This window comes from Paenibacillus sp. J22R56 (assembly GCF_056269375.1).
The window spans coordinates 590000-613494 of the sequence record NZ_JBWDNV010000003.1; the positions used below are offsets into that span (position 1 = coordinate 590000).

Genomic DNA, 23495 nt, shown 5'->3' on the forward strand with positions numbered 1-23495 from the left:
AGCCAGCAATTATTCCTTCATTAATACTTACAATAATGCCAATCACGGCCTTTTCTCCGAATGGGGAAGAGGCCTTTTATATGAATGTATACATGCTTATTGCTGGAAATGAACGTGATGCGTTGCGGCGGTCACTACAAACTGTTACAATTTAAGGCAAACAGGCGTATTTACGAAAGGGGAAGACCATGCTCGGACTAGTGAAAAAAATATTTGGTGATGCGAACGAGCGCGAGGTCAAGCGTCTCACGCGAACGGTAGAAGAAATTAACGGACTCGAGTCCACGATCACTCCGCTGTCGGACGAAGAGTTGCGTAACAAAACGGAAGAATTCAAGGCACGTCTAGAAAAAGGCGAAAGCATTGATGAGATTTTGCCAGAGGCTTTCGCGGTTGTACGTGAAGCATCGAAGCGTACACTTGGCATGCGTCATTTTGACGTACAGCTGATGGGCGGTATGGTTCTGCATGAAGGCAAGATTGCTGAAATGAGAACGGGTGAAGGTAAAACACTCGTTGCTACCCTTCCAACTTACTTGAACGCTTTGCAAGGCAAAGGCGTACACGTTATTACGGTCAATGATTACCTTGCTTCACGTGACAGCCAGATCATGGCTGAACTGTACAGCTTCCTCGGGCTGACAGTCGGTTGTAACCTGCACGGCTTGACGCATGAGGAGAAGCAGGAAGCGTATGCCTGCGACATTACTTACGGTACCAATAATGAGTTTGGCTTTGACTATTTGCGTGACAACATGGTGCTCTACAAAGAGCAAATGGTTCAACGTCCGCTTTATTATGCCATTATAGACGAAGTGGACTCCATCTTGGTCGACGAAGCGCGTACACCGCTTATTATTTCCGGACAAGCACAAAAGTCGACGGAGCTGTATTTCGCAGCTGATCGTTTCGTTAGCCGCTTGAAGCAAGAAGAAGACTATACAGTCGACATTAAGCTTCGTAACGTAACACTGACGGAAGCAGGCGTGGATAAAGCAGAGAAAGCGTTCAGCATCGAGAACTTATTTGATCATGCCAACGTAACGCTTAACCACCACGTGCAACAAGCGCTGAAAGCTCATGTGATCATGAAACGTGACGTTGATTACGTTGTTAATGAGGAAGAAGTCGTTATCGTTGACGAATTCACAGGCCGTCTTATGGCTGGCCGCCGTTACAGCGACGGTCTGCACCAAGCGATTGAAGCGAAAGAGCAGCTGAAGGTTCAGAACGAGAGCATGACGCTTGCAACGATTACATTCCAGAACTACTTCCGTATGTACCGCAAGCTGTCCGGTATGACTGGTACAGCGAAGACAGAGGAAGAAGAGTTCAAACGGATCTACGGTCTTGAAGTTATTCAAATCCCGACGAACCGTTCGCTTATTCGTAAAGACTTGCAGGACGTTGTCTACAAATCGGAGAACGGCAAGTTCAAAGCTGTTGTCGAAGAAATTGTAGAACGTCATCGTAACAATCAGCCGGTGCTTGTAGGTACGATCTCGATCGAGAATTCGGAGAGATTGGCCGATATGCTGAAAAAACGCGGCGTAGCGCATAAAGTATTGAATGCGAAATTCCATGCGGAAGAAGCAGAAATCATCTCTCACGCAGGTCAAGCGGGTGGAGTTACGATCGCTACGAATATGGCGGGACGTGGTACGGATATCTTGCTCGGCGAAGGTGTAGCAGATCTGGGTGGTCTGCACATTATCGGTACAGAGCGCCATGAGAGCCGTCGTATCGACAACCAGCTTCGTGGTCGTGCCGGTCGTCAAGGTGACCCGGGCTCCTCGCAGTTCTACCTCTCCTTGGAGGATGAGCTGATGCGCCGCTTTGGTGCGGAGAATATTATGGGCATGATGGATCGTCTTGGTCTGGAAGAGGATCAACCGATCGAGAGCCGCCTTATTACACGTGCGGTAGAATCCGCTCAGAAACGCGTAGAGGGCAGCAACTTTGATACTCGTAAAGTCGTCCTGCAATATGACGATGTAATGAACCAGCAGCGTGAAGTTATTTACAAGCAGCGCCGTGATGTATTGTACTCGGAAAATATCCGTGAGATTGTCATGGAGATGATTGTTCCGGTAATCGAGCATGTGGTTGCCGCGCATACGGAAGGCGATATTCCGGAAGAATGGGAACTGCAAGAAATCGCTGACTATGCCAACTCGAATCTCGTGCAGGAAGATACCTTCACGAAAGACGATCTGTGGGGCAAAGAGAAGGAAGACATTATCGAGCTCATTAAGGGTAAGGTTGTCGCTTATTATGATGAGCGCGAAGCCGAGCTTGGCGCCGAAACGATGCGTGAATTCGAGAAGGTTGTTGTACTGCGTGCGGTAGACAGCAAATGGATGGATCACATCGATGCGATGGATCAGCTTCGCCAAGGTATTCACCTTCGTGCATACGGCGGTACGGATCCACTTCGTGAGTATCAATTCGAGGGCTTCGAGATGTTCAAGGAAATGATCTACAGCATCCAAGAAGAAGTAGCGAGATACATCATGAAGGCACGCGTGGAGAGCAACCTGGAGCGTCAAGAGGTCGCACAGGGCCAAACGACGACGAACAGTCCTGCTGAAGCAGAGAAACGCCCTACGAAGCGTGAAGAACGTACAGGACGTAACGATCTGTGCCCATGCGGCAGCGGTAAAAAGTATAAAATGTGCCATGGCATGGGTAAGTGACATCAGCCCTGCGATTCGCATAATGTAACATAACGGTTGAACGCGCCGGACTGCCCTATACGGCAGGACGGCGCGTTTTATGCGGTCTAAGCGGATTTACTGCGGCATGGCCGCACATACTTAATTTTGAGGTGAAGCTAAAGCTATGTTAGAACCAAATGTGAAGCAAGATTTGCGTGAAGTAGCTAAGCGGCTCCAAGAACTCAGGGGGTCTCTTTGACTTAGATCTGAAGCTGGAGCATATCGCGAACTTTGAGGAGAAAATGACTGCACCTGATTTCTGGGACGATAATACGAAGGCGCAGGGCGTGATCGCGGAGCTGAATGCGATTAAGTCGGTCGTTGAGCAGTATGATCGACTGTATGCGGACTCGGAAGATCTGCAGACGATGTTGGAGCTGGCAGAGGAAGAAAGCGATGAATCGCTTGAAGCCGAGCTGATTCAAGGAATTGCTGCACTAGTGGAGAAGGTTAACGGCTTCGAGCTGCAGCTCCTGCTCAACCAGCCATATGATAAGCTGAACGCCATTCTCGAGCTGCATCCTGGTGCAGGCGGCACCGAGTCGCAGGACTGGGCACAAATGCTGTACCGGATGTATACGCGGTGGGCGGAGAAGCGGGGCTTCAAGGTTGAAGTGCTTGACTATCTGGATGGCGATGAAGCGGGTATTAAGAGCGTAACGATTGCGGTTAAAGGCTATAATGCTTACGGCTATCTGAAAGCGGAGAAAGGCGTTCACCGTCTTGTCCGTATCTCGCCGTTTGATTCGTCCGGCCGCAGACATACGTCGTTCGTATCCTGTGATGTTGTGCCGGAGATTACCGAAGATATTGAAGTGGAGATCCGTAGTGAGGATCTGAAGGTCGATACGTACCGCGCAAGCGGCGCCGGCGGCCAGCACGTCAATAAGACGGAATCGGCGATCCGGATTACGCATATTCCGTCAGGAATTGTCGTCGCGTGCCAACAGGAGCGTTCACAGATTCAGAACCGTGAGCGTGCGATGAATATGCTTCGTTCGAAGCTCTATGAGCGCAAGATTGAAGAGCAGCAAAAGCATCTGGCGGAAATTCGCGGCGAGCAGTCGGATATTGCATGGGGCAGCCAGATCCGTTCGTATGTTTTCCATCCGTACAGCATGGTGAAGGATCACCGGACATCAGTGGAGACAGGGAACACTGGCGCAGTGATGGACGGCGACCTGGATGCCTTTATCGATGGCTATCTGCGTAACCAGATTCGACACGACTAAAGTTCATATGCATAGCTTTGGGGAAGAGCTCCAACACTTATAAAGGTTGGAGCTCTTCTTTTGTTTGTTTTAGGGGTTACATAAGATGGAAGGTCATGCATGGCATGAATATATTCTTTTAGGCAGACATACGGAAGAGAGGCGGCATGGAGATCCATGAACAGCATGAATAACAACAAGAAAAGTACAAAGCGCAACAGGCGCCCGTTAGGAAGAAAGGCAACGCCAGTTGCGGTTGTATGGAGCTTTTTGCAGATCATCATTGGTTCGTTTGTTGTAGCGTTAAGCTTTAATCTATTTCTAGCTCCGAATGGAATCGCTTCCGGCGGAGTATCCGGTATTTCTATACTTGTACACAAATCACTTGGCATTACGCCTGCTTATACCCAATGGGCACTAAATATTCCGCTGTTCTTCGCGGGGTTGTTCCTGCTTGGCAAACGGTTCGCGTTGAAAACATTACTCGGCACGGTTGTGCTTCCTTTGTTCGTACTGCTAACCGCAGATTGGAAGCCCCCAACCGATAACATGCTGCTTGCGGCGATCTATGGCGGCATTGGTGTTGGTATCGGACTTGGCATCGTGTTCCGGGGGCGTGGCTCAACGGGCGGGCTTGATCTGGCAGCGCAGATTTTGCATCGTTACACGGGTATTCCGCTAGGGCTAGCGGTAGCGTGCTTTGACGGCTGCGTGATAGCAGCCTCGGGCATTTTGATTTCACCGGAAGCGGCTTTGTATGCGCTTATTGGTTTGTTTGCTACGAGCAAGACGATTGATATTATTCAAAGCGGCATTCCGCTGTCGAAGGTTGCTTTTATCATAAGTGATCATGCAGACCTGCTCGTGGAAGCTATTTTGTATGACCTGGATAGAGGGGTTACAAGACTGGATGCGCATGGCGGATATACGAATGAGAAGCGTCAGGTGCTGATGGTTGTGGTTGGACAGATGGAGGCGGCTAAGCTGAAGCAGCTGGTAAGGGCAGTGGATCCGGGAGCTTTTGTCATCATCAGCAATACGGCGGAGGTTGTTGGGCAGGGGTTCAAATCGGAATAATTTGTACGGAAAAAGACATGATTTTAGCGTTGTATTAATATGAATACGACTGTATAATAATACGAAACGACGTAATATTTCCATGTGAACTTGATTCATGTAAAATATAGATTTAGATGATCTACATAAGTTGACTGACTTATTGGTTCAACTTATCCAAGGGAGAGAACGGATATGAGTGAGAAACTGAAGGTTGCGATAATCGGCTCTACCGGCTATGGCGGTATTGAGCTTATTCGTTTGTTGGCTACCCACCCATTGGTGGAGATTACATCGGTTATTTCCTCGTCCAGCGCAGGTATGCCGATTGCAGAATGGTTCCCGCATTTGACGAACATTCAGACGGCATTGCTCGACGATGTTAACCCAGAAGCTATCAAAGCAAAGGCTGATCTCGTCTTTACGGCGACTCCAGCTGGGGTTGCGGCTAAGCTTGCTCCACAGCTTATCGACGCTGGTCTGAAAGTAATTGATTTGTCTGGTGACTTCCGTCTGCAGGATACTGCTTTATACGAGAAATGGTATAAAAAAACACCTGCGGATGAGCAATACCTGAAGCAAGCTCTATACGCTCTCCCTGAGATTAACGGTGTTAAAGCGCGTGACGCTTCGTTTATCTCGAATCCGGGCTGTTTTGTAACCTCCGCGCTGCTTGGTCTTGTTCCTGCCGTGAAGGCGGGCTGGATTGATCCGGAGACGATTATTATTGATTCGAAATCAGGTGTATCTGGCGCAGGACGTGGTGCAAGCCTTGGCACACACTACTCCGAGCTGAATGAGAACTTCAAAGCATATAAAGTGAACCAGCACCAGCATGTTCCTGAAATTGAGATGGTGCTCTCGGAAGCAGCAGGCCATGAGGTTGTGACGACGTTCACACCACATCTGGTACCGATGACAAGAGGCATTATGTCGACGATGTATGCAAAGGTGAAGGGCGAGCATAACACCGCTGATTTTATTGAACTATATAAGCAATTCTACGAAGGCCGCCAATTCGTCCGTGTCCGTAAGGAAGGCGTTCTGCCGATGACGAAGGAAGTTTGGGGATCGAACTACTGCGATCTTGGCTTCAACTATGACGCTAGAACAGGTCGTATTACAATTGTTTCGGTTATCGACAACCTGGTTAAAGGCGCGTCGGGACAAGCGATCCAGAACCTCAACCTGATGATGGGCTGGGATGAAGGGCTTGGACTGCAGCTCGTACCGGTATATCCATAAAAGTTTAATTTGTCATTATACTTATTCATTTTTGACAAGAGCAATTATTCGTACAGGTGAAGGAGATACGAGGAGAAATGGGACAGGTGCAAGCTGCTACGCTGTATTCGGTCGTCTCGGACGGGTCGATTACAACTCCTAAAGGATTTAAAGCCGGTGGACTCCACTGCGGCCTGAAAAAGACAACACGCCATGACCTTGGCGCAATTGTATGTGAAGTTCCTGCGGCAGCCGCAGGCGTATACACAACAAATGTGTTCCAAGCGGCACCAATCAAAGTAACACGCGACAGCATTGAATCCGATGGTTATCTGCGTGCGGTTATCGTAAACAGCGGTAATGCGAATGCCGTTACCGGCAAGCAAGGGGAAGCGGATGCTTTTGAAATGCGTTCACGCTTTGCTGAGTCTATTGGTGTGTCTGCCGACCAAGTAGCGGTAGCTTCGACTGGAGTTATCGGTGAGAACCTTAAGATGGATAAGGTGCGTGCCGGTATTGATGCCCTGCCAGCGCAGCTGCAAGCTGACCGTCATGCAGCGGACGGCTTCTGCCAAGCGATCCTCACAACTGACCTTGTACAAAAGATGGTATGTGTAGCGGTTGAAATCGATGGCCAGACGGTACATATTGCTGGTGCGGCAAAAGGCTCCGGTATGATTCATCCGAATATGGCGACTATGCTTGGTTTTGTTACGACGGATGCGGCAATCGGCAGCGTATCGCTGCAGACTTTGCTCCGTGAAGCGACAAACTATACATTTAATATGATTACAGTTGATGGCGATACAAGCACAAATGATATGCTGGTTGCTATGGCAAGTGGGCTTGCAGGCAACAATGAGCTGACACCGGCACATGAAGGCTGGGCAGCTTTCTCAGCAGGTCTTCGTCATGTTTGCGAAGTACTGGCGAAAGCAATTGCCCGCGACGGCGAAGGTGCAACGAAGCTCGTTGAAGTACAAGTGCATGGTGCAGTCAATGATGAAGCAGCTAATGCCATTGCGAAGACAGTTATTGGTTCTTCCCTTGTGAAATCCGCGGTATTTGGCGCAGATGCGAACTGGGGCCGGATTATTGCAGCTGTTGGCCGTGCAGGTCAGCCTGTTAACCCGGATACAGTAGACGTGCGAATCGGTGATATCGTGACGCTTGAAGAGTCCCGTCCGGTCGCGTTCGATGAAGATGCAGCGCTTGAATATTTGAAGGGCGATACGGTTGTGATCCGCGTCGACCTGCATATGGATAACGGCACGGCAACGGCATGGGGCTGTGACCTCACGTATGATTATGTCCGCATTAACGCGGCATATCGTACGTAACGCTAGGGCAGAGGAGAGCAGATTCACATGGCACAACGTTTTGTAATGAAATGCGGCGGCAGCACGCTGGCGGCGCTTCCCGATTCTTTCTTCGGCGAGCTGCGCGAGCTTCAGCAGTCAGGCGTTCATCCGGTTATCGTCCATGGCGGTGGTCCGGCGATCTCTGAGACGCTGACGAAGCTTGGGATTGAGACAGCATTCGTAAACGGTTTGCGCAAGACGAATGAAGATGTACTCGACGTGGTTGAGATGGTGCTTGCGGGCCGAATTAATAAAGAAATTGTTCGTAAAATCCAGACAAACGGTGCGAAGGCACTCGGCTTGTCTGGTGTGGACGGCTTGCTGATTCAAGCGAAGCCGGTAGCAAACAGTGCGGAAATCGGTTTTGTTGGTGATGTAACAGACGTGAATGCAGAAGTGATCGAAGGCGTTATGGCGATGGGTTATATGCCGGTTATCGCTCCTATCGGCATTGACGCCAGCGGACAGCGTTACAACATTAACGCCGATACGGCTGCTGGTGCAGTTGCTTCCCACCTTGGCGTTGAGCAGATGATCGTAGTAACCGATGTACCAGGCATTATGCGTACGGTTGATGGCGAGAAACGAGTTCTTCCATCAGTAACTGTAGCAGAGATTGAAGAGATGATTGCAAGCGGTGAAATTTACGGCGGCATGATTCCGAAAGTACGCGCAGCGGTACAATGCATTCAAGGACGCGTACGCGAGGTTGTTATTGTTAGCGGCGAAGTGCCAGGTGTACTGAGTAAAGCGGTGCGCGAAGGCGGCGTCGGAACACGGATCGTACAAGAGTAGAGAAGGGCGGTTTGCACGATGAGCGACACGAAAGTAACGGCAGCACCTGAGCAATCCTTGCTGCCAACGTATGCAAGATATCCGATCGCACTTGTGAAGGGCGAAGGAAGCTGGCTTTGGGATGACAAAGGCAATAAATATCTTGATTTCATGAGCGGCATTGCCGTTACGAACCTCGGTCATGCACCGAAGCAAGTGAAAGAAGCGCTCATCAAGCAGCTTGATGAGCTGTGGCATGTCTCGAACTTGTTCCGGATTCCGAATCAGGAAGAGGCAGCTCACCTGATCACCTCGAACAGCAGCGGAGATGCCGTCTTCTTCTGTAACTCTGGTGCAGAGGCCAATGAAGCGGCAATCAAGATGGCGCGCAGTTACCAGCAGAAGGTGCTGAACAATGGACGTTATGAGATTATTACGTTTGAACAATCCTTCCACGGCCGAACGCTGGCAACCTTGACAGCGACAGGACAAGAGAAGGTGAAGGAAGGCTTTGCTCCTTTGCCGGAAGGATTTAAATATATTCCTTATAACGATATCGAAGCGCTGAAGGCTGCGATCTCGGATAAAACAGCAGCTGTCATGCTCGAGATGATCCAAGCTGAAGGCGGCATTTTCCCAGCTGACCCGGCGTTTGTGCATGCCATGGTGAAGCTTTGTGAAGAGAACGGCATTCTGGTTATCGTTGATGAGATTCAGACGGGTATGGGCCGTACAGGCAAGCTGTTCGCCTATGAGCATTACGGTATTGAACCGGATATTTTCACCCTGGCAAAAGGTCTTGGAAGCGGGTTCCCGGTTGGCGCGGCGGTTGCGAAGGATAAGCTTCGCGAAGCATTTGGACCAGGCAGCCATGGTTCAACCTTTGGTGGTACGCCAATTGCAACTGCAGCTGTGAAAGCAACGGTCGAGACGATCGTTGGCGACAAGTTGCCAGAGCGTGCGGCTGAGATGGGCGCTTACTTGATGGATCAGTTGAGAGAGAGTCTGGCTGGTAACTCGTTCGTGAAGGAAGTACGCGGCCAAGGTCTTATCGTTGGCATCGAGTGCGTGGAGCCGATTGGTTCCGTCCTGACGGCAGCACAGGAACAAGGCCTGCTCGTCATTTCGGCTGGACCTAATGTTGTACGCCTCTTGCCTAATCTTCTGGTGACAAAAGAAGAGATAGACCAGGCAGTAGCGATTTTGAGATCATTGTTAGCTAATGCGGTTAAAGCTTAACGGCTTGAAATAGTTTGTGTGATCATTCTTTTTAGGAGGTAGAAACATGCAAGAGACAGTTAAGGAAGATTTGGCGGCTAGCTTGAAAGGCCGGGACTTTCTCATGCTGGTTGATTACACACCGGAAGAAATACGGTATTTGATCGACCTTGCGATTGATTTGAAGAAGAAGCAAAAGGCCGGTGAAGTTTATCAGCCGTTGAAAGGCAAGACACTGGGGATGATCTTCGAAAAGTCTTCCACACGTACCCGCGTATCGTTCGAAGTTGGTATCTACCAATTGGGCGGCCAAGGGCTGTTCCTGAGCGGGAACGATCTGCAAATCGGACGCGGCGAACCAATTCTTGATACGGCACAAGTCTTGTCCCGTTACCTCGACGGAATCATGATCCGTACTTTCGCTCACCGTACGGTTGTGGAGCTGGCACGCGGAGCAACGATTCCGGTTATTAACGGCCTTACAGATCTGTCCCACCCATGCCAAGCGCTGGCGGACTACCAAACGATCCTCGAGCACAAAGGACGTCTGCAAGGGCTGAAGCTCGCTTACATCGGTGATGGCAACAACGTGGTGCACTCGCTTATGATGGGCGCTGCGAAGCTTGGTGTAGATATCTCCATCGCGACGCCGGAAGGCTATGAGCCGGATCCAGATCTGGTTCAGCAATCCATCGATCATGCCAAGGAAACTGGCGCACGTATTCATCTGTGCCATGATCCGAAGGAAGCAGTCGATAATGCTGATGTTATTTACTCCGACGTATGGGCGAGCATGGGGCAAGAAGCGGAGCAGAAGGAACGTGAGCTTGCTTTTGCAGGCTATCAAGTGAACGAAGCTTTGGCGAAATATGCGAAGAAGGATTACCTGTTCATGCACTGCCTGCCTGCTCACCGCGGTGAGGAAGTAAGCGAAGGGGTTATCGACGGCCCGAACTCGATTATTTTCGACCAGGCGGAAAACCGTCTGCACGCGCAAAAAGCGATTATGGCAGCAATCATGTAGCATTTAATATGCTTAAATAAATCAAAGGGGTGCTAGGAGAAATTATGGCGAAGGAAAAAATTGTACTGGCCTATTCCGGCGGACTGGATACGTCCATCATCTTGAAATGGTTGAAAGAAACTTACGACGCAGAAATCATCGCATTCACAGCCGATATCGGTCAAAAAGAAGAGCTTGACGGCCTCGAGGCGAAAGCTCTGGCAACTGGCGCATCAAAAGTATACATCGATGACCTGCGCGCTGAGTTCGCAAGTGATTTCATCTTCCCAATGTTCCAAGCGGCTGCGCTGTATGAAGGCCAATACCTGCTTGGCACATCGATCGCACGTCCTCTGATTGCAAAACGTATGGTTGAGATCGCTCGCGCTGAAGGCGCTACGATGATTGCACATGGTGCAACGGGCAAAGGTAATGACCAAGTTCGTTTCGAGCTTGGCGTAGCTGCTCTGGCTCCAGACATTAAAGTGATCGCGCCTTGGCGTGAAGAGCGCTTCCGGGAAGAGTTCCCAGGCCGCGCTGAGATGATCGCTTTCGCTGAGAAGCATGGTATTCCGGTTACGGCTTCGGCTTCCAAGCCTTACTCGACAGACCGTAACCTGCTGCACATCAGCTTCGAGTCCGGCATGCTTGAGGATCCTTGGTTTGATCCAAGTGCAGAGTCGAACGAAGAAATGTATGTCCTGAGCGTGTCCCCGGAGAATGCTCCGGATCAAGCAGAATACGTTGAGCTGACGTTTGAAGCTGGCGACTGTATCGCAATTAACGGCGATAAGCTGAGCCCGCTTGGCGTTATGGATAAATTGAATGAGCTGGGCGGCAAGCATGGTATCGGCCGTGTAGACATGGTAGAGAACCGCTTTGTTGGCATGAAGAGCCGCGGCGTGTACGAGACACCAGGTGGTACAATCCTGTTCACTGCACACCGTAAAATGGAATCGCTCACGATGGACCGCGAAGTCATGAACCTTCGTGATTCCCTGATTTCGAAATATGCACAACTCGTATACAACGGTTTCTGGTTCGCACCTGAGCGTCTTGCACTGCAAACCCTTGTGACTGAGTCGCAAAAGAACGTAACAGGTGTTGTCCGCCTGAAACTATATAAAGGTAATGTGATTGGCGCTGGCGTGAAGAGCCCAGTGAGCTTGTACAACCCGGATATTGCAACGATGGAAGCAGATCCTTCGCAAGCATATGATCAAGGCGATGCAACTGGCTTCATTCGCCTGAACGCCCTTCGTCTGAAAGTATCTTCCGGCGTAGAACAAAGCAAGAAATAATATAAACCGAATAATCATTTAGGCCGTTAAATGTTCCTATCACATCTAGCGGCCTTATGACCATTCGGGAGGGAGTGTAACGAGTGAGCAAATTGTGGGGCGGCCGGTTCACGAAGAAAACCGACCAATTAGTAGAGGAATATACAGCATCGATTATGTTCGATAAAGAGCTTGCCGAAGAGGATATCCAAGGCAGCTTGGCACATGTAACGATGCTTGGCAAGCAAGGCATTCTGCCTGCAGATGATGTAGAGGCAATCAAAGACGGTTTGCATCGTGTACTGCAGCGCATCAAACGCAATGATATCGAATTCTCCATTTCGGATGAAGACATTCATATGAATATCGAAAAAACACTGATCGACGATGTTGGTCCAGTTGGCGGTAAGCTTCATACTGGCCGCAGCCGTAATGACCAAGTCGCAACGGACATGCACTTGTACCTACGCAAACGTGTTGTTGAATTCGTGGACATGCTGCATAAGCTGCAGTCGTCTCTGATCGAGCAAGCGAAAGCGAACATCGATACGATCGTGCCGGGCTATACGCATTTGCAGCGTGCACAACCGATCCTTTTCGCTCATCATCTGATGGCTTACGTTTCGATGTTTGGCCGTGACTTGGAGCGTCTGCAAGACAGCTATAAGCGTATCAACATGCTGCCGCTTGGCGCAGGCGCTTTGGCAGGAACAACGTTCCCGATCGATCGTCATTTTGTCGCTAGCCAGCTGAAGTTTGACCGTGTGTATGAGAACAGTCTGGATGCGGTAAGTGACCGCGACTTTATTCTGGAGTTCCTGTCCCATGCGTCGATCATCATGATGCACTTGTCGCGCCTCAGTGAAGAGCTCATCTTGTGGTCGAGCACGGAGTTCCGTTTTGTTGAGCTGGATGATGCTTTCTGCACAGGCAGCAGCATTATGCCGCAGAAGAAGAACCCAGATGTGCCGGAGCTTGTACGTGGTAAAACAGGTCGTGTCTACGGTAACCTTGTTGGCCTCTTGACGGTGCTGAAATCACTGCCGCTTGCTTACAACAAGGACATGCAGGAAGACAAAGAAGGTATGTTTGATACTGTGAAAACGATGCAAGGCGCGCTTCAACTGTTCGCACCAATGATCGCAACGATGAAGGTGAACAAAGAGCAGATGCGTCAAGCTGTTAACCAAGACTTCTCGAATGCAACGGACATCGCTGACTTCCTCGTTGGCAAAGGCCTGCCGTTCCGTCAAGCGCATGAAGTCATCGGTAAGACGGTATTGTACTGCATCGAGCAGAACAAATATCTGCTTGATCTGACACTGGAAGAGTTCAAGCAGTTCTCGCAGCTGTTCGACGACCGCATCTACAACGTGCTCCAGCCGGAGCAAGTCGTAAACGCCCGCAACGTGTATGGCGGTACGGCAAAAGTACAAGTAGAAGCAGCTATTGCCCGTGCCGAGCAAGTGCTCGAGCAAACAGCCGCTTGGGTAACCGAATTCGCTGAGAAAAGCCGTTAATTCGTATATATGACTAAACAAAAGACCATCAACCCCACATTACTGGCGGTGTTGATGGTCTTTTGTTATTTTCGTCAATTCATATCATATGAGGTACTTTGCTATCAACTATTAAGCTGCCAAGTTGGATTTCCTCCAACAGAATTGGGCCAGAAAGCTGTCTGCCATAGCTGCGTTGGAGTTTCTCCAATCTATTTCAGCACTATGAGTCACAATTGACGGTAAGAGCTAATTTGACTGTACGTTATCCAACATAGGAAAGGTTACCGTGTTAGGGATCGTCATTAAGTTGTACGAAATCCAGTCTGCGATGGGAAGCAGGGCAGGTGGGTCATCAGGATTTAATTCCGGATCATTAAATCCCGTCCTCAACTACACCACCCGAGTTTTGTGTTCCTGACGAGCCGCCGGAGCCTGGTGCAACATGAATGATCGTTGGCTGTGCACGGTACGTATCATGCGATACTTTCTCGCGGGAGACGGTTTTGCCATCTTTCACTAAGGTGCGGAACGTGTCTACGACATAGCCGATAGAGCCGTTTTGTACAACGACCTGCTTGCCAGCGGACAGCGACTTGTCGGTGACCTTTTGCACGGCAGGCTGTACGGTTTTCACGATATTGGACTCGATGTCGTAGCGGATATTTTCAGGCATCGTGCCAAACAGCTTCACGGTCAGCTTACGGTCTTCAACAACGGTTCGGATGATCAGCTTTTTGCCGGTTGAATTGCGGAAGCGGAAGTCGATGGCGCCTGAAGCAAAGGTGGCATCCTGCCCTTTAGGCAAATAAGCAACCGGCAAGGAGTGATTACGCCGTTCTACGATATCAATTCCTGAGATACGGAGAATGGCATTGTACAGGGTGCTCGATACCTGACAGATCCCGCCCCCAATGCCGGGAACCAGCTTTCCATTCGAAATAACTGGCGCTTCTTTATAGCCGAATTCCTTTTCGGTCTTGGCCACTACATCGCCATAGGAGAACACGTCACCGGGTTCAAGCACCCAATCATTTAACACTTTAGCCGTTGACGTTACGTTAAAAGCACGACCTTCAGCGCTGGTGGCGAAGCTTGTTGTGAACTCGATGATTTTACGATCAATGCCTTCATCCTTCAGTTTCTCTAATGTGATTTCAGGATGGACGGTCTTCACTTCAAGCTTGGCCGTAAGCGTCTGTTCTGGCTGTCCACCAAGCTGACTATCAGGCACAACAATCCATGAGGCAACCTTGTCTTTCAAAGGTTCAACGTCTATCCGATAAGCATCGGTGTGAGGGGTGTAGACGACTTTATCATTACTAGCGATCGTACGAGTCGCATTTACAGGCTCATTTGAGTCGATCCAGTCCCACTCCGCATGAACAAGCTTATCGAAGACGGCAGGATCATAGCTTTGCTTCAGCTCAAAGGTGCTCGGAAAATGATAGCGGAACTTCGAGCGCGTCCAGACGTTCCCCGACCGGAGCTTTTTGAGCTCCTCACGAACCCCGATAAATTCCGCCTTATAGCCGATCTCGGCAGCGGTCCATTGCTTGCTGCCCTCCGCGTCCGCTGCTGCGTTGCCATCGACGGTAATCGTTCGACTCTCCAGCATTTGTTCATATTGATCCAGCTTTTTCAGCGCGTCATTAATCGGCAGCCCGCTAATATCTACACCACTGGCTGTAACCTGCTCAGGAACGGTGTCCTGCCCGGAGTAATAGGACAGGGCGCCATAGCCGACAGATGCGACCAACAGCAGCGCAAAAATAATAATGATCCATAAGTGCAGTTTCTTCCACATATTCAAGACCACCCTTTCCGTTGAAAATGACAGTGTTTCATGTATATGCAAGGGATTAAACCTACTTGTCATTTGCTTTGCAGACAGGTCTTTCGTCATTAGACGACAAGCACCATTTGTCGAATAAAAGACCGGAAATCGCGGTAAATCAACCTTTATAACGATAATGAGAATTGTGAAAAATGAGGAAATAAGACCCAATGTGAAGGATTTCGTATATCCCTGTCGAATACGTAAGGCTGAGGTGAAATGGCTTCCACAGTCCTTTGGTAGCGGATGGCATTTCATTTCGGAGAATTCTAAGCTCTATTTATAAGACAACAACTTATAAATGCTTAGAGTTTGATAAAAAACAGGATGTGATAATGTTGATTGAGATGCAAGACATTTGGAAGACGTACACCGATGGTACTCACGCACTGCGTGGCGTTTCCGTCCGCATAGATCGCAACGAATTTGTATACCTCGTCGGCCCATCCGGCGCTGGTAAATCTACCTTCATGAAACTGATCTACCGTGAGGAAGTTCCAACGAAAGGCCAAATCTCCGTCAACGGCTTCAATATAGGTAAATTAAAGCCACGTAAGATCCCATACGTTAGACGTAATATCGGCGTTATTTTCCAAGATTTCAGACTGCTTCCGAAGCTTACCGTGTACGAAAATGTAGCTTTCGCGATGGAAGTAATCGAAGCGCCTCGTCGCCTGATTAAAAAAAGAACGATGGAAGTGCTCGATCTTGTTGGTCTTAAACATAAACATAACAGCCTGCCAGCCCAGCTGTCCGGCGGTGAACAGCAGCGTGTCGCCATTGCGCGAGCGATTGTAAATAACCCTACCGTTATCGTAGCGGATGAACCAACCGGCAACCTTGATCCCGAGACCTCCTGGGGCATTATGAATCTTCTCGAGGAGATCAACTTCCGCGGTGCAACAATCGTTATGGCTACTCACAACAAAGAGATCGTGAACACGATGCGCAAACGCGTTATTGCTATCGAGAACGGCAACATTGCCCGCGATGAAGCAAGAGGGGAGTACGGGTATGAAGCTTAGTACGCTGCTCCGTCATTTCCGCGAGGGCTTCAAGAACATCATCCGGAATGGATGGATGTCCTTCGCCTCGATCAGCTCGATCTTTTTCTCGCTGTTCCTGCTTGGTGTATTCGTGCTTCTGGCCCTGAACATCAACAGCATGGCTTCCAATATCGAAAGCCAGGTCCAGATCCGCGTCTACCTCCAAACGGATATTGATCAGCAGAAGGCAAATCAGATGGAGAACAAAATCCGTAAGCTGGCAGATGTCAGCAAAGTTGAGTTTGTGTCGAAGGAAGAAGGGCTTGAGCTGCTCCGCAAAAATCTCGGCCAAGACGGCGATGCGCTGCTAGATGGTTACGACCAGGAAAGCAATCCGCTGCCGGATTCCTTCACGGTTGAAGTATTTGATCCGCAGAACATTGATGTAACCGCTAATCAGATTAAGGCATTGAACAATGGTGATGAGACAAAGCCGATTACGAGCGTGAAATACGGACAAGGCACAGTCGAGAAAATGTTTAAAATTACGAATGCGATTCGCAACATCGGCCTTATTGTCGTCATTGGCCTCGGTGTAACGGCGATGTTCCTGATCTCTACGACTATTAAGATGACGATCCTGGCTAGACGCCGCGAGATTGGCATTATGAAGCTGGTAGGGGCTACGAACTCATTCATTCGCTGGCCGTTTTTTGTTGAAGGTGCCTTAATCGGTATCGTAGCTTCAGGCATTACAACGGCAGTGGTACTGTTCGCGTATTCGGAGGTTGTGCATCTGAATGAAGCAGAACTAGGACTGCTCATGATTAAGCTGATTCCTGTTGCAGATTGTGGTTGGAAAATCGCAGCATTGCTTATTGGCCTTGGCACCTTGCTTGGGGTGTGGGGAAGTGTTATCTCGGTACGTAAATATTTGAAAGTGTAGGTGACCGCGCAGGTGAAAGTGAAAAAACTATTTATCGTCATAACGATGTTGACTGTATTTATGTTGCAGCCTGTTGGCGGAAATGCCGCATCATCCTTAGATAAAATTAATAAAGATCTTGCTTCGGCCAAGAAACAAATCGAGCAGGCTCAGCAAAACGCTAAAAATGCAGAAGCAAAAAAGAATGACATTTCCGTCAAAAAGGAAGATGCTCAGCAAGCGATTCTGAAACTAAATGCTCAGCTTGATAACGTTGTCGATAACCTGAACTATGTACAAGACCAGGTGGATACGAAGGAAGCAGAACTCCAGAAGGCCGGCAAAGAATTGGATAAGGCAGAAGAGCAGGTAAAGGAACGGGACGAGCTGCTTCAATCCCGTATGAAGCTGATGTATGAGAACGGCGCGGTATCTTATCTGGAAGTTCTGTTCAGTGCAACAAGCTTCTCTGATTTCATTGACAGGTTTGATTCGCTGCATTCTATCTTAACCCAGGATCGCAGTATCCTAGAGCAGCATAAAAAAGATAAAGTGTTGGTCGCCGAGAAAAAGGCGAATGTCGCATCTGCCTTGGGTGAAGTGAAGACGATGTATACGAAGCTTCAACAGTATAAGTCGGAGCTCGACCAGAAGGAAGAAGAGAAAGAAGTATTAATTGCAAACTACACCAAAGAGATGCAAGAACTTGAGGACATTAGCGATGAGCAGGAGAAGCAGCTGATAGCGCTCGCCAAGAAAGTGGCGGATCTGAACAAGAAGAAAAATTCGATCAGAAATCCGTACACTGGCGGCAAGCTAGGCATGCCAATCCGCGGTACATATCGAATCAGCTCAAACTTTGGCTATCGGATTCATCCGATAACAGGTGTCAAGAAGCTTCATGCCGGCATCGACTTTGCAGCGAAGCAGGGGACGGATATTTTCGCAGCTGAGTCTGGTGTTGTTCTCGTAGCAAGAGTGACGAGCGGCTATGGCAATACGGTCATCATTGATCATGGTAACGGACTATGGACCTTGTACGGTCATATTCGAAACGGCGGTATTAAGGTGAAAGAGGGCCAGTCGGTGAAGAAAGGCCAGAAGATCGCGGAAGTAGGCAGTACCGGCGATTCTACTGGGCCGCATCTTCACTTCGAGGTTCGGAAAAATCAAACGGCGGTTAATCCATCGAGCTATTTGAAATAAATTCAATTGAAGGCATACCGAGGGATGCGGGATCTTTTCCGTTATTTCACGCGTGTGCCTTCTCCTGCATTAGGAAGAAGTTGCAAATAAATATGGACAACTTATCATATACTAGTGAGGTTAACGCAAAATCGGATGGGTCAAGGTGGTGTCGAACGTGTATTTTAAAGGAAGAACCGTATTTGTCCTTCTGCTGATGACGATGGTTGCTTCAGTGCTCGTAACGTTGACCATAGGTGATCAGATTTTTTGGCCGGCAAATGGGAAGCAAGCTTCGGTATCTGCGGCTGCCTCAAGTGATCGCAACGGGCTGAGTGCGAAGGAAGAGTCGAAAATCAATGCGGTTCTAGGGTTAATTGAAACCAAGTATTTCAAAGATATTGATCGGGACGAGCTAGTGGACGGTGCGGTCAGAGGGATGATGGAATCACTCGACGATCCTTACTCCGTTTATATGGAAAAGGATGTGGCCAAACAGTTCTCCCAATCCATTGAAGGCTCTTTCTCCGGCATTGGTGCAGAGGTAACGCTTGAGAAAGGTAAAGTCGTTGTTGTTGCGCCCATTAAAGGTTCTCCAGCAGAAAAAGCCGGCCTTTTGGCTAAAGACATCGTGTTGTCGGTAAACGGCGAGAAATTAGATGGTCTTACCTTGAATGATGCAGTTGGCAAAATTCGTGGTCCTAAAGGTACAAAAGCGAAGCTCCAAATCGAGCGTTCGGGTAATACACAGCCTATCGACCTCATTCTCGTGAGAGACGATATTGATGTCGAGACTGTTTTTGCCAATCTTCGTAATGATGGTACTGGCGTCATCGAGATTCGTCAGTTCTCTTTGAATACGGCAGATCGCTTCAAGGAGGAGCTTGCTCGCCTCGAGAAACAGGGGATGAAAGGGCTTGTCATTGACGTGCGTAATGACCCGGGCGGCATTTTGCCGGTCGTTGTCGAGATTGCGCAGCAGTTTATCAAGAAGGGCGAGACAATCGTCCAAGTCGAAGATCGTGAAGGTGATCGGGATAAGACCGCTTCGCTAGGCGGAGGAAAGGATTATCCGATTGCGGTTCTGATGAATAAAGGAAGTGCGAGCGCGTCCGAGATTTTGGCAGGTGCGCTGAAGGAGAGGGCAGGAGCAATTCTGGTCGGCGAGACTTCTTATGGTAAAGGTACGGTGCAGGTCAGCTATAACAAGACGCTGGGTGACGGCAGTCTGGTGAAAATGACGATTGCAAAATGGCTCACGCCAGATGGTAATTGGATTCATCAGAAGGGCATTAAGCCAACGATTGAGGTACTGCCGCCGAAGCTGTATACCGTAGCTAGAATTACATTGACGGAAACGCTGAAGAAGGACATGATTGGTGAGCAGATACGCAATGCGCAGGTCATGCTGTCAGGCCTCGGTTATTCCACTCAGCGGGAGGACGGTTACTTCAATGCTTCAACGGAGCTTGCCGTGAAGAACTTCCAGCAAAGTGCTGGTTTGCCGACTACAGGACAAATTGATACCAAGACAGCAAGCAGCTTGGAGCAAGCTGTTGTGAAGTGGATCAAAGACGAGAATAATGATAAACAGCTTCTGGAAGCAATCCAAGCTGTGAGCAGGAAATAAAGAGGAACTGTCGAATCATTATAAGGTTGACTCTAAACAGAGTCAGCCTTTTATTTTAGTCGAATGGGAGTGTGGCGATTGGATGAAGCCAATGCATTACTAGATCAGTTTGGCCAAGCGTTTGTACATTTGCTGGCACAGCCTTTTTACTATATCGCGGTATTATTTATAATCCTACAATACACTCGGCAAGTGAGTCTTGAACGGCGGATGTTCGCTGTACGTTTACATATCTGGCCCCGCTTATTAGCAAAAGCCATGCTGGCCGGGCTTGTTGCCGGCGTACTTGCCTCGATTGCGGCAGCCTTTATCGGCGTTAGCTTAACTGGAGATGCTGTTTTGTGGCTGTGGGGAACAGCGGTCGTACTGCTTCTGTTCCGGATTCGTTATTTATGCTTTGCTTATGCAGCTGGTGTAATGGCTCTTCTGCAGTGGATTATCGGCTTTACTCCATTGGAGGATAATGGTGGGTGGATTGGCGATATTGCGCGTTCCTTGGGAAGTTTGGACATGCCCGGTATCCTCGTGCTTGTAGCTCTTCTGCATTTGGTCGAAGCGTTCCTTGTTCGCAGACATGGCGATCAACTTGCTACTCCGTTGTTCCTCGAAGGGAAACGCGGCAAGCTTGTTGGCGGCTATATTCTACAGGGCTTCTGGCCGGTTCCAATGCTGCTGCTTGTGCCGGCAACAGGTGGAACATCGGTCGTTGACCTGCCATGGACGCCTTTATTTGGCGGAGACTGGACGCAGGGCTGGAGTGTGGTGGCACTTCCGATGATTATCGGCTTCAGCGAAATGACACGTACAATGCTGCCACGTGCCAAGGCACGCCATGCCTCGAAAGGATTGATGTGGTACAGCGTGCTGTTGACGGGGGCTGCGCTGCTTGCATGCTGGCAGCCGGCGCTTCTGCCGATTGCCGCCTTATGCGCACTACTGATGCATGAAGCGATTATTTGGCGCAGTCGATTCGTAGAAGCTGCACAAAGCCCGTTATTTGTAAATGATCAGCGCGGCTTGCGTATTCTTGGCATCGTGCCAGGAACACCAGCGGATGAGATGAAGCTGAATGTGGGCGAGATTATTGCGAAGGTGAATGGTACTCGCGTCTACTCGAAAGAGGATCTGCATGAATCGCTGCAGAACAGCTCTGCGATGTATAAGCTTGAAGTGTTAAATGCTGATGGCGAGATCAAATTCGCCCAGCGGGCACGTTATGAGGGCGAACATCATCAGCTTGGCGTTATTCTGTCGCCTGATGAGAAAGCGACCTATTATGCATCGGCGGAACCTGCTACACTGTTTGATCTGCTGCGCCGGGCACGGACGGCGAACCGCCGAGGCAGAACTTATGCGAAGGATGAGAATCATTCCGGTACTCTGGATGTTTAAATGAAGATAAGGGCTTTTCCTAAGCGAGTGCTTAGGGAAAGCCCTTCGATTTTATGTTTGCAACGGCTGTTATAGATGTCTATAATAGAGGGGAACACACATTCGGATACGCTATATTCTTATATATAAGAATTTTGACTATAATGATTGATGAGTAAGGGAAACGGGGTGGATGTTGCAAGTGAGTGAGATTTCAGAGCAATTATTTCAATTAAAGTCCGACTACACGCCGCAGGGTGATCAACCGGGAGCGATCAGAAAACTTGTTGAAGGTGTACAGAACGGTGAGGTCAAGCAGACCTTGCTTGGTGCGACAGGTACGGGTAAGACCTACACGATTGCGAATATGATTGCGGAGCTTAACCGGCCGACGCTGGTCATTGCGCACAACAAGACGCTCGCGGCACAGCTGTGCAGCGAGTTTAAACAGTTTTTCCCGGACAATGCAGTAAGTTACTTTGTCAGCTATTATGATTATTTTCAGCCTGAGGCTTATATCCCGTCTACAGATACCTATATCGAGAAGGATTCCAGCATTAATGATGAGATCGATAAGCTGCGCCACTCCGCAACCAGCTCTTTGTTCGAACGCAGGGACGTCATTATTGTAGCGAGTGTATCCTGTATTTATGGTCTCGGTTCGCCTTCCGAATACGGCAGTTTAGTTCTGTCGCTGCGAGTAGGCATGGAGAAGCCTAGGGATACGATTCTTCATAAGCTGGTTGATATTCAGTACCAACGCAATGATATTAACTTTATCCGCGGTACGTTCCGCGTACGTGGTGATATAGTAGAGATTTTCCCGGTTGCCAATAATGAACGGGCGATCCGGGTCGAGCTGTTTGGCGATGAGATTGAACGGATTACGGAGATCGACGTACTAACTGGCGAGATCGTAAGCGAACGCGATCATGTAGCCATATTCCCGGCGTCTCACTTCGTTACCCATGAAGAGACAATGAAGGTTGCGCTTGGCAATATCGAGCGTGAGCTGGAGGAACGTCTTGCCGAGTTGCGGGAGAATGGGAAATTGCTCGAAGCGCAGCGTTTGGAGCAGCGAACACGTTATGATCTTGAGATGATGGCGGAGATGGGCTTCTGTTCCGGCATCGAGAACTATTCTGGACCTCTGACATTCCGGGAACGTGGAGCTACGCCGTATACGCTGATGGATTATTTTCCAGAAGATATGCTGATCGTTATTGACGAATCCCACGTAACCCTGCCACAGATTAGGGCGATGTACAACGGTGACCGTGCGCGGAAGGAAATGCTTGTGAACCACGGCTTCCGTCTGCCATCGGCGCTTGATAACCGGCCGCTGCGCTTCGAAGAATTCGAGGAGAAGGCTGGTCAGCAAATTTATGTATCGGCTACACCAGGGCCTTACGAGCTGGAGCAATGCCCAACGATGATTGAACAGATTATACGTCCAACAGGTTTGCTTGATCCGATTATTGAGGTGCGTCCGACGAAAGGACAGATTGATGATCTGTTAGTTGAGATTCGTGACCGGATTGCTAAGGATGAGCGTGTCCTTGTGACAACGCTGACGAAGAAGATGGCGGAAGATCTGACGGATTATTTTAAAGAGATCGGCATTAAAGTGCGTTATTTACACTCGGATATTAAGACCTTAGAGCGGATTGCGATTCTGCGTGATTTGCGTCTTGGTACGTTCCATGTTCTTGTGGGTATTAACTTGCTGAGGGAAGGTCTGGATTTACCAGAAGTATCGCTTGTCTCGATCCTGGATGCTGATAAAGAAGGTTTCCTTCGTTCTGAACGCTCGCTGATTCAGACGATTGGGCGTGCTGCGCGTAACAGTGAAGGCCGAGTGATCATGTACGGAGATAAGATTACGGATTCCATGGATAAGGCACTTAAGGAGACGGAGCGCCGCCGGACGATCCAGATTGCATATAACGAGAAGCATGGCATAACGCCACAGACGATTCGTAAGAAGGTTCATGATGATATTAAGGCAACGAAAGTAGCTGAGGAGAAGTCGGAATATTTGACAGGCGTAGGCTCAGCGAAGATGTCGAAGAAGGATCGCCAAGCTTTGCTGCAAAGGCTGGAAGCAGAGATGAAGGATGCAGCGAAGAACCTGCAGTTCGAGAGAGCAGCAGAGCTGCGTGACGCGGTGCTTGAGCTTCGTGCGGAGCTTGGGTAGAGATAAGGAATGGGAGGAACG

General features: G+C 49.2%; 17 protein-coding genes. 16 read left to right on the forward strand and 1 reads right to left on the reverse strand.

What is annotated here, in order from left to right; translation table 11 throughout:
- Positions 1–188: 188 nt before the first annotated feature.
- The 10 genes from secA (at position 189) to argH (ending at position 13364) form a co-directional block, all read left to right on the forward strand.
- Positions 189–2696, forward strand: coding sequence for a preprotein translocase subunit SecA (gene secA / locus AC0YNT_RS10590; protein WP_475804519.1), 2508 nt, complete (start codon positions 189–191; stop codon positions 2694–2696).
- A gap of 145 nt (positions 2697–2841) precedes the next feature.
- Positions 2842–3949, forward strand: a protein-coding gene (prfB, locus tag AC0YNT_RS10595) for a peptide chain release factor 2 (protein ID WP_475804520.1) whose coding sequence is annotated in 2 segments (ribosomal slippage) — positions 2842–2913 and positions 2915–3949 — 1107 coding nt in all. Because the reading frame shifts where the segments join, the coding sequence is not laid out codon by codon here.
- Between the two features lie 156 nt (positions 3950–4105).
- Positions 4106–5005, forward strand: coding sequence for a YitT family protein (locus tag AC0YNT_RS10600; RefSeq protein ID WP_475804521.1), 900 nt, complete (start codon positions 4106–4108; stop codon positions 5003–5005).
- Positions 5006–5179: 174 nt separating this feature from the next.
- The gene (gene argC / locus AC0YNT_RS10605) at positions 5180–6229 is read left to right on the forward strand and encodes an N-acetyl-gamma-glutamyl-phosphate reductase (RefSeq protein WP_475804522.1); all 1050 of its coding nucleotides are present in this window, start codon (positions 5180–5182) and stop codon (positions 6227–6229) included.
- Positions 6230–6306: 77 nt separating this feature from the next.
- Positions 6307–7548 (forward strand): bifunctional ornithine acetyltransferase/N-acetylglutamate synthase, encoded by a 1242-nt coding sequence (argJ, locus tag AC0YNT_RS10610; RefSeq protein WP_475804523.1) that lies wholly within the window; start codon positions 6307–6309, stop codon positions 7546–7548.
- 27 nt (positions 7549–7575) lie between these two features.
- Complete coding sequence (gene argB, locus AC0YNT_RS10615) at positions 7576–8364, forward strand: acetylglutamate kinase (RefSeq protein WP_475804524.1); 789 nt, start codon at positions 7576–7578, stop codon at positions 8362–8364.
- Between the two features lie 18 nt (positions 8365–8382).
- Positions 8383–9582 carry an acetylornithine transaminase gene (locus AC0YNT_RS10620; RefSeq protein WP_475804525.1) on the forward strand — a complete coding sequence of 400 codons (1200 nt, stop codon included), beginning with the start codon at positions 8383–8385 and terminating at the stop codon, positions 9580–9582.
- Positions 9583–9628: 46 nt separating this feature from the next.
- Positions 9629–10585 carry an ornithine carbamoyltransferase gene (gene argF / locus AC0YNT_RS10625; protein WP_167280925.1) on the forward strand — a complete coding sequence of 319 codons (957 nt, stop codon included), beginning with the start codon at positions 9629–9631 and terminating at the stop codon, positions 10583–10585.
- Between the two features lie 44 nt (positions 10586–10629).
- Entirely contained in the window at positions 10630–11865 is a 1236-nt protein-coding gene (locus AC0YNT_RS10630; RefSeq protein ID WP_167280924.1) for an argininosuccinate synthase, read from the forward strand.
- Positions 11866–11948: 83 nt separating this feature from the next.
- Complete coding sequence (argH, locus tag AC0YNT_RS10635) at positions 11949–13364, forward strand: argininosuccinate lyase (RefSeq protein WP_167280923.1); 1416 nt, start codon at positions 11949–11951, stop codon at positions 13362–13364.
- Positions 13365–13719: 355 nt separating this feature from the next.
- Here the strand turns inward: argH and AC0YNT_RS10640 are convergent, their stop codons facing one another.
- A complete protein-coding gene (locus tag AC0YNT_RS10640; protein ID WP_475804526.1) occupies positions 13720–15150 on the reverse strand; it encodes a VanW family protein in 1431 nt (476 codons plus the stop codon).
- 368 nt (positions 15151–15518) lie between these two features.
- Here AC0YNT_RS10640 and ftsE point away from each other — a divergent pair, with 368 nt between their 5' ends.
- From ftsE to uvrB, 6 genes are all read left to right on the forward strand, one after another.
- The gene (ftsE, locus tag AC0YNT_RS10645) at positions 15519–16205 is read left to right on the forward strand and encodes a cell division ATP-binding protein FtsE (RefSeq protein WP_167281184.1); all 687 of its coding nucleotides are present in this window, start codon (positions 15519–15521) and stop codon (positions 16203–16205) included.
- Positions 16195–17112, forward strand: a complete 918-nt coding sequence (ftsX, locus tag AC0YNT_RS10650; protein ID WP_475804527.1) for a permease-like cell division protein FtsX — start codon at positions 16195–16197, stop codon at positions 17110–17112. The genes ftsE and ftsX overlap by 11 nt, the downstream gene beginning before the upstream one ends.
- A gap of 12 nt (positions 17113–17124) precedes the next feature.
- Positions 17125–18297: a murein hydrolase activator EnvC family protein gene (locus AC0YNT_RS10655; RefSeq protein ID WP_475804528.1), complete on the forward strand. Its 1173-nt coding sequence runs from the start codon at positions 17125–17127 to the stop codon at positions 18295–18297.
- Between the two features lie 148 nt (positions 18298–18445).
- Positions 18446–19906, forward strand: a complete 1461-nt coding sequence (locus AC0YNT_RS10660; RefSeq protein WP_475804529.1) for a S41 family peptidase — start codon at positions 18446–18448, stop codon at positions 19904–19906.
- A 69-nt stretch (positions 19907–19975) separates the two neighbouring features.
- Entirely contained in the window at positions 19976–21298 is a 1323-nt protein-coding gene (locus AC0YNT_RS10665; protein WP_475804530.1) for a PDZ domain-containing protein, read from the forward strand.
- A gap of 172 nt (positions 21299–21470) precedes the next feature.
- Positions 21471–23474: an excinuclease ABC subunit UvrB gene (gene uvrB / locus AC0YNT_RS10670; RefSeq protein ID WP_475804531.1), complete on the forward strand. Its 2004-nt coding sequence runs from the start codon at positions 21471–21473 to the stop codon at positions 23472–23474.
- Positions 23475–23495: the final 21 nt, after the last annotated feature.

Excerpts from the sequence above, each read along its gene's own strand:
- secA (WP_475804519.1), top strand. The coding sequence starts at position 189 with ATGCTCGGACTAGTGAAAAAAATATTTGGTGATGCGAACGAGCGCGAG.
- AC0YNT_RS10600 (WP_475804521.1), top strand. The coding sequence starts at position 4,106 with ATGAACAGCATGAATAACAACAAGAAAAGTACAAAGCGCAACAGGCGC.
- argC (WP_475804522.1), top strand. The coding sequence starts at position 5,180 with ATGAGTGAGAAACTGAAGGTTGCGATAATCGGCTCTACCGGCTATGGC.
- argJ (WP_475804523.1), top strand. The coding sequence starts at position 6,307 with ATGGGACAGGTGCAAGCTGCTACGCTGTATTCGGTCGTCTCGGACGGG.
- argB (WP_475804524.1), top strand. The coding sequence starts at position 7,576 with ATGGCACAACGTTTTGTAATGAAATGCGGCGGCAGCACGCTGGCGGCG.
- AC0YNT_RS10620 (WP_475804525.1), top strand. The coding sequence starts at position 8,383 with ATGAGCGACACGAAAGTAACGGCAGCACCTGAGCAATCCTTGCTGCCA.
- argF (WP_167280925.1), top strand. The coding sequence starts at position 9,629 with ATGCAAGAGACAGTTAAGGAAGATTTGGCGGCTAGCTTGAAAGGCCGG.
- AC0YNT_RS10630 (WP_167280924.1), top strand. The coding sequence starts at position 10,630 with ATGGCGAAGGAAAAAATTGTACTGGCCTATTCCGGCGGACTGGATACG.
- AC0YNT_RS10640 (WP_475804526.1), bottom strand. The coding sequence starts at position 15,150 with ATGTGGAAGAAACTGCACTTATGGATCATTATTATTTTTGCGCTGCTG.
- ftsX (WP_475804527.1), top strand. The coding sequence starts at position 16,195 with ATGAAGCTTAGTACGCTGCTCCGTCATTTCCGCGAGGGCTTCAAGAAC.
- uvrB (WP_475804531.1), top strand. The coding sequence starts at position 21,471 with ATGTTGCAAGTGAGTGAGATTTCAGAGCAATTATTTCAATTAAAGTCC.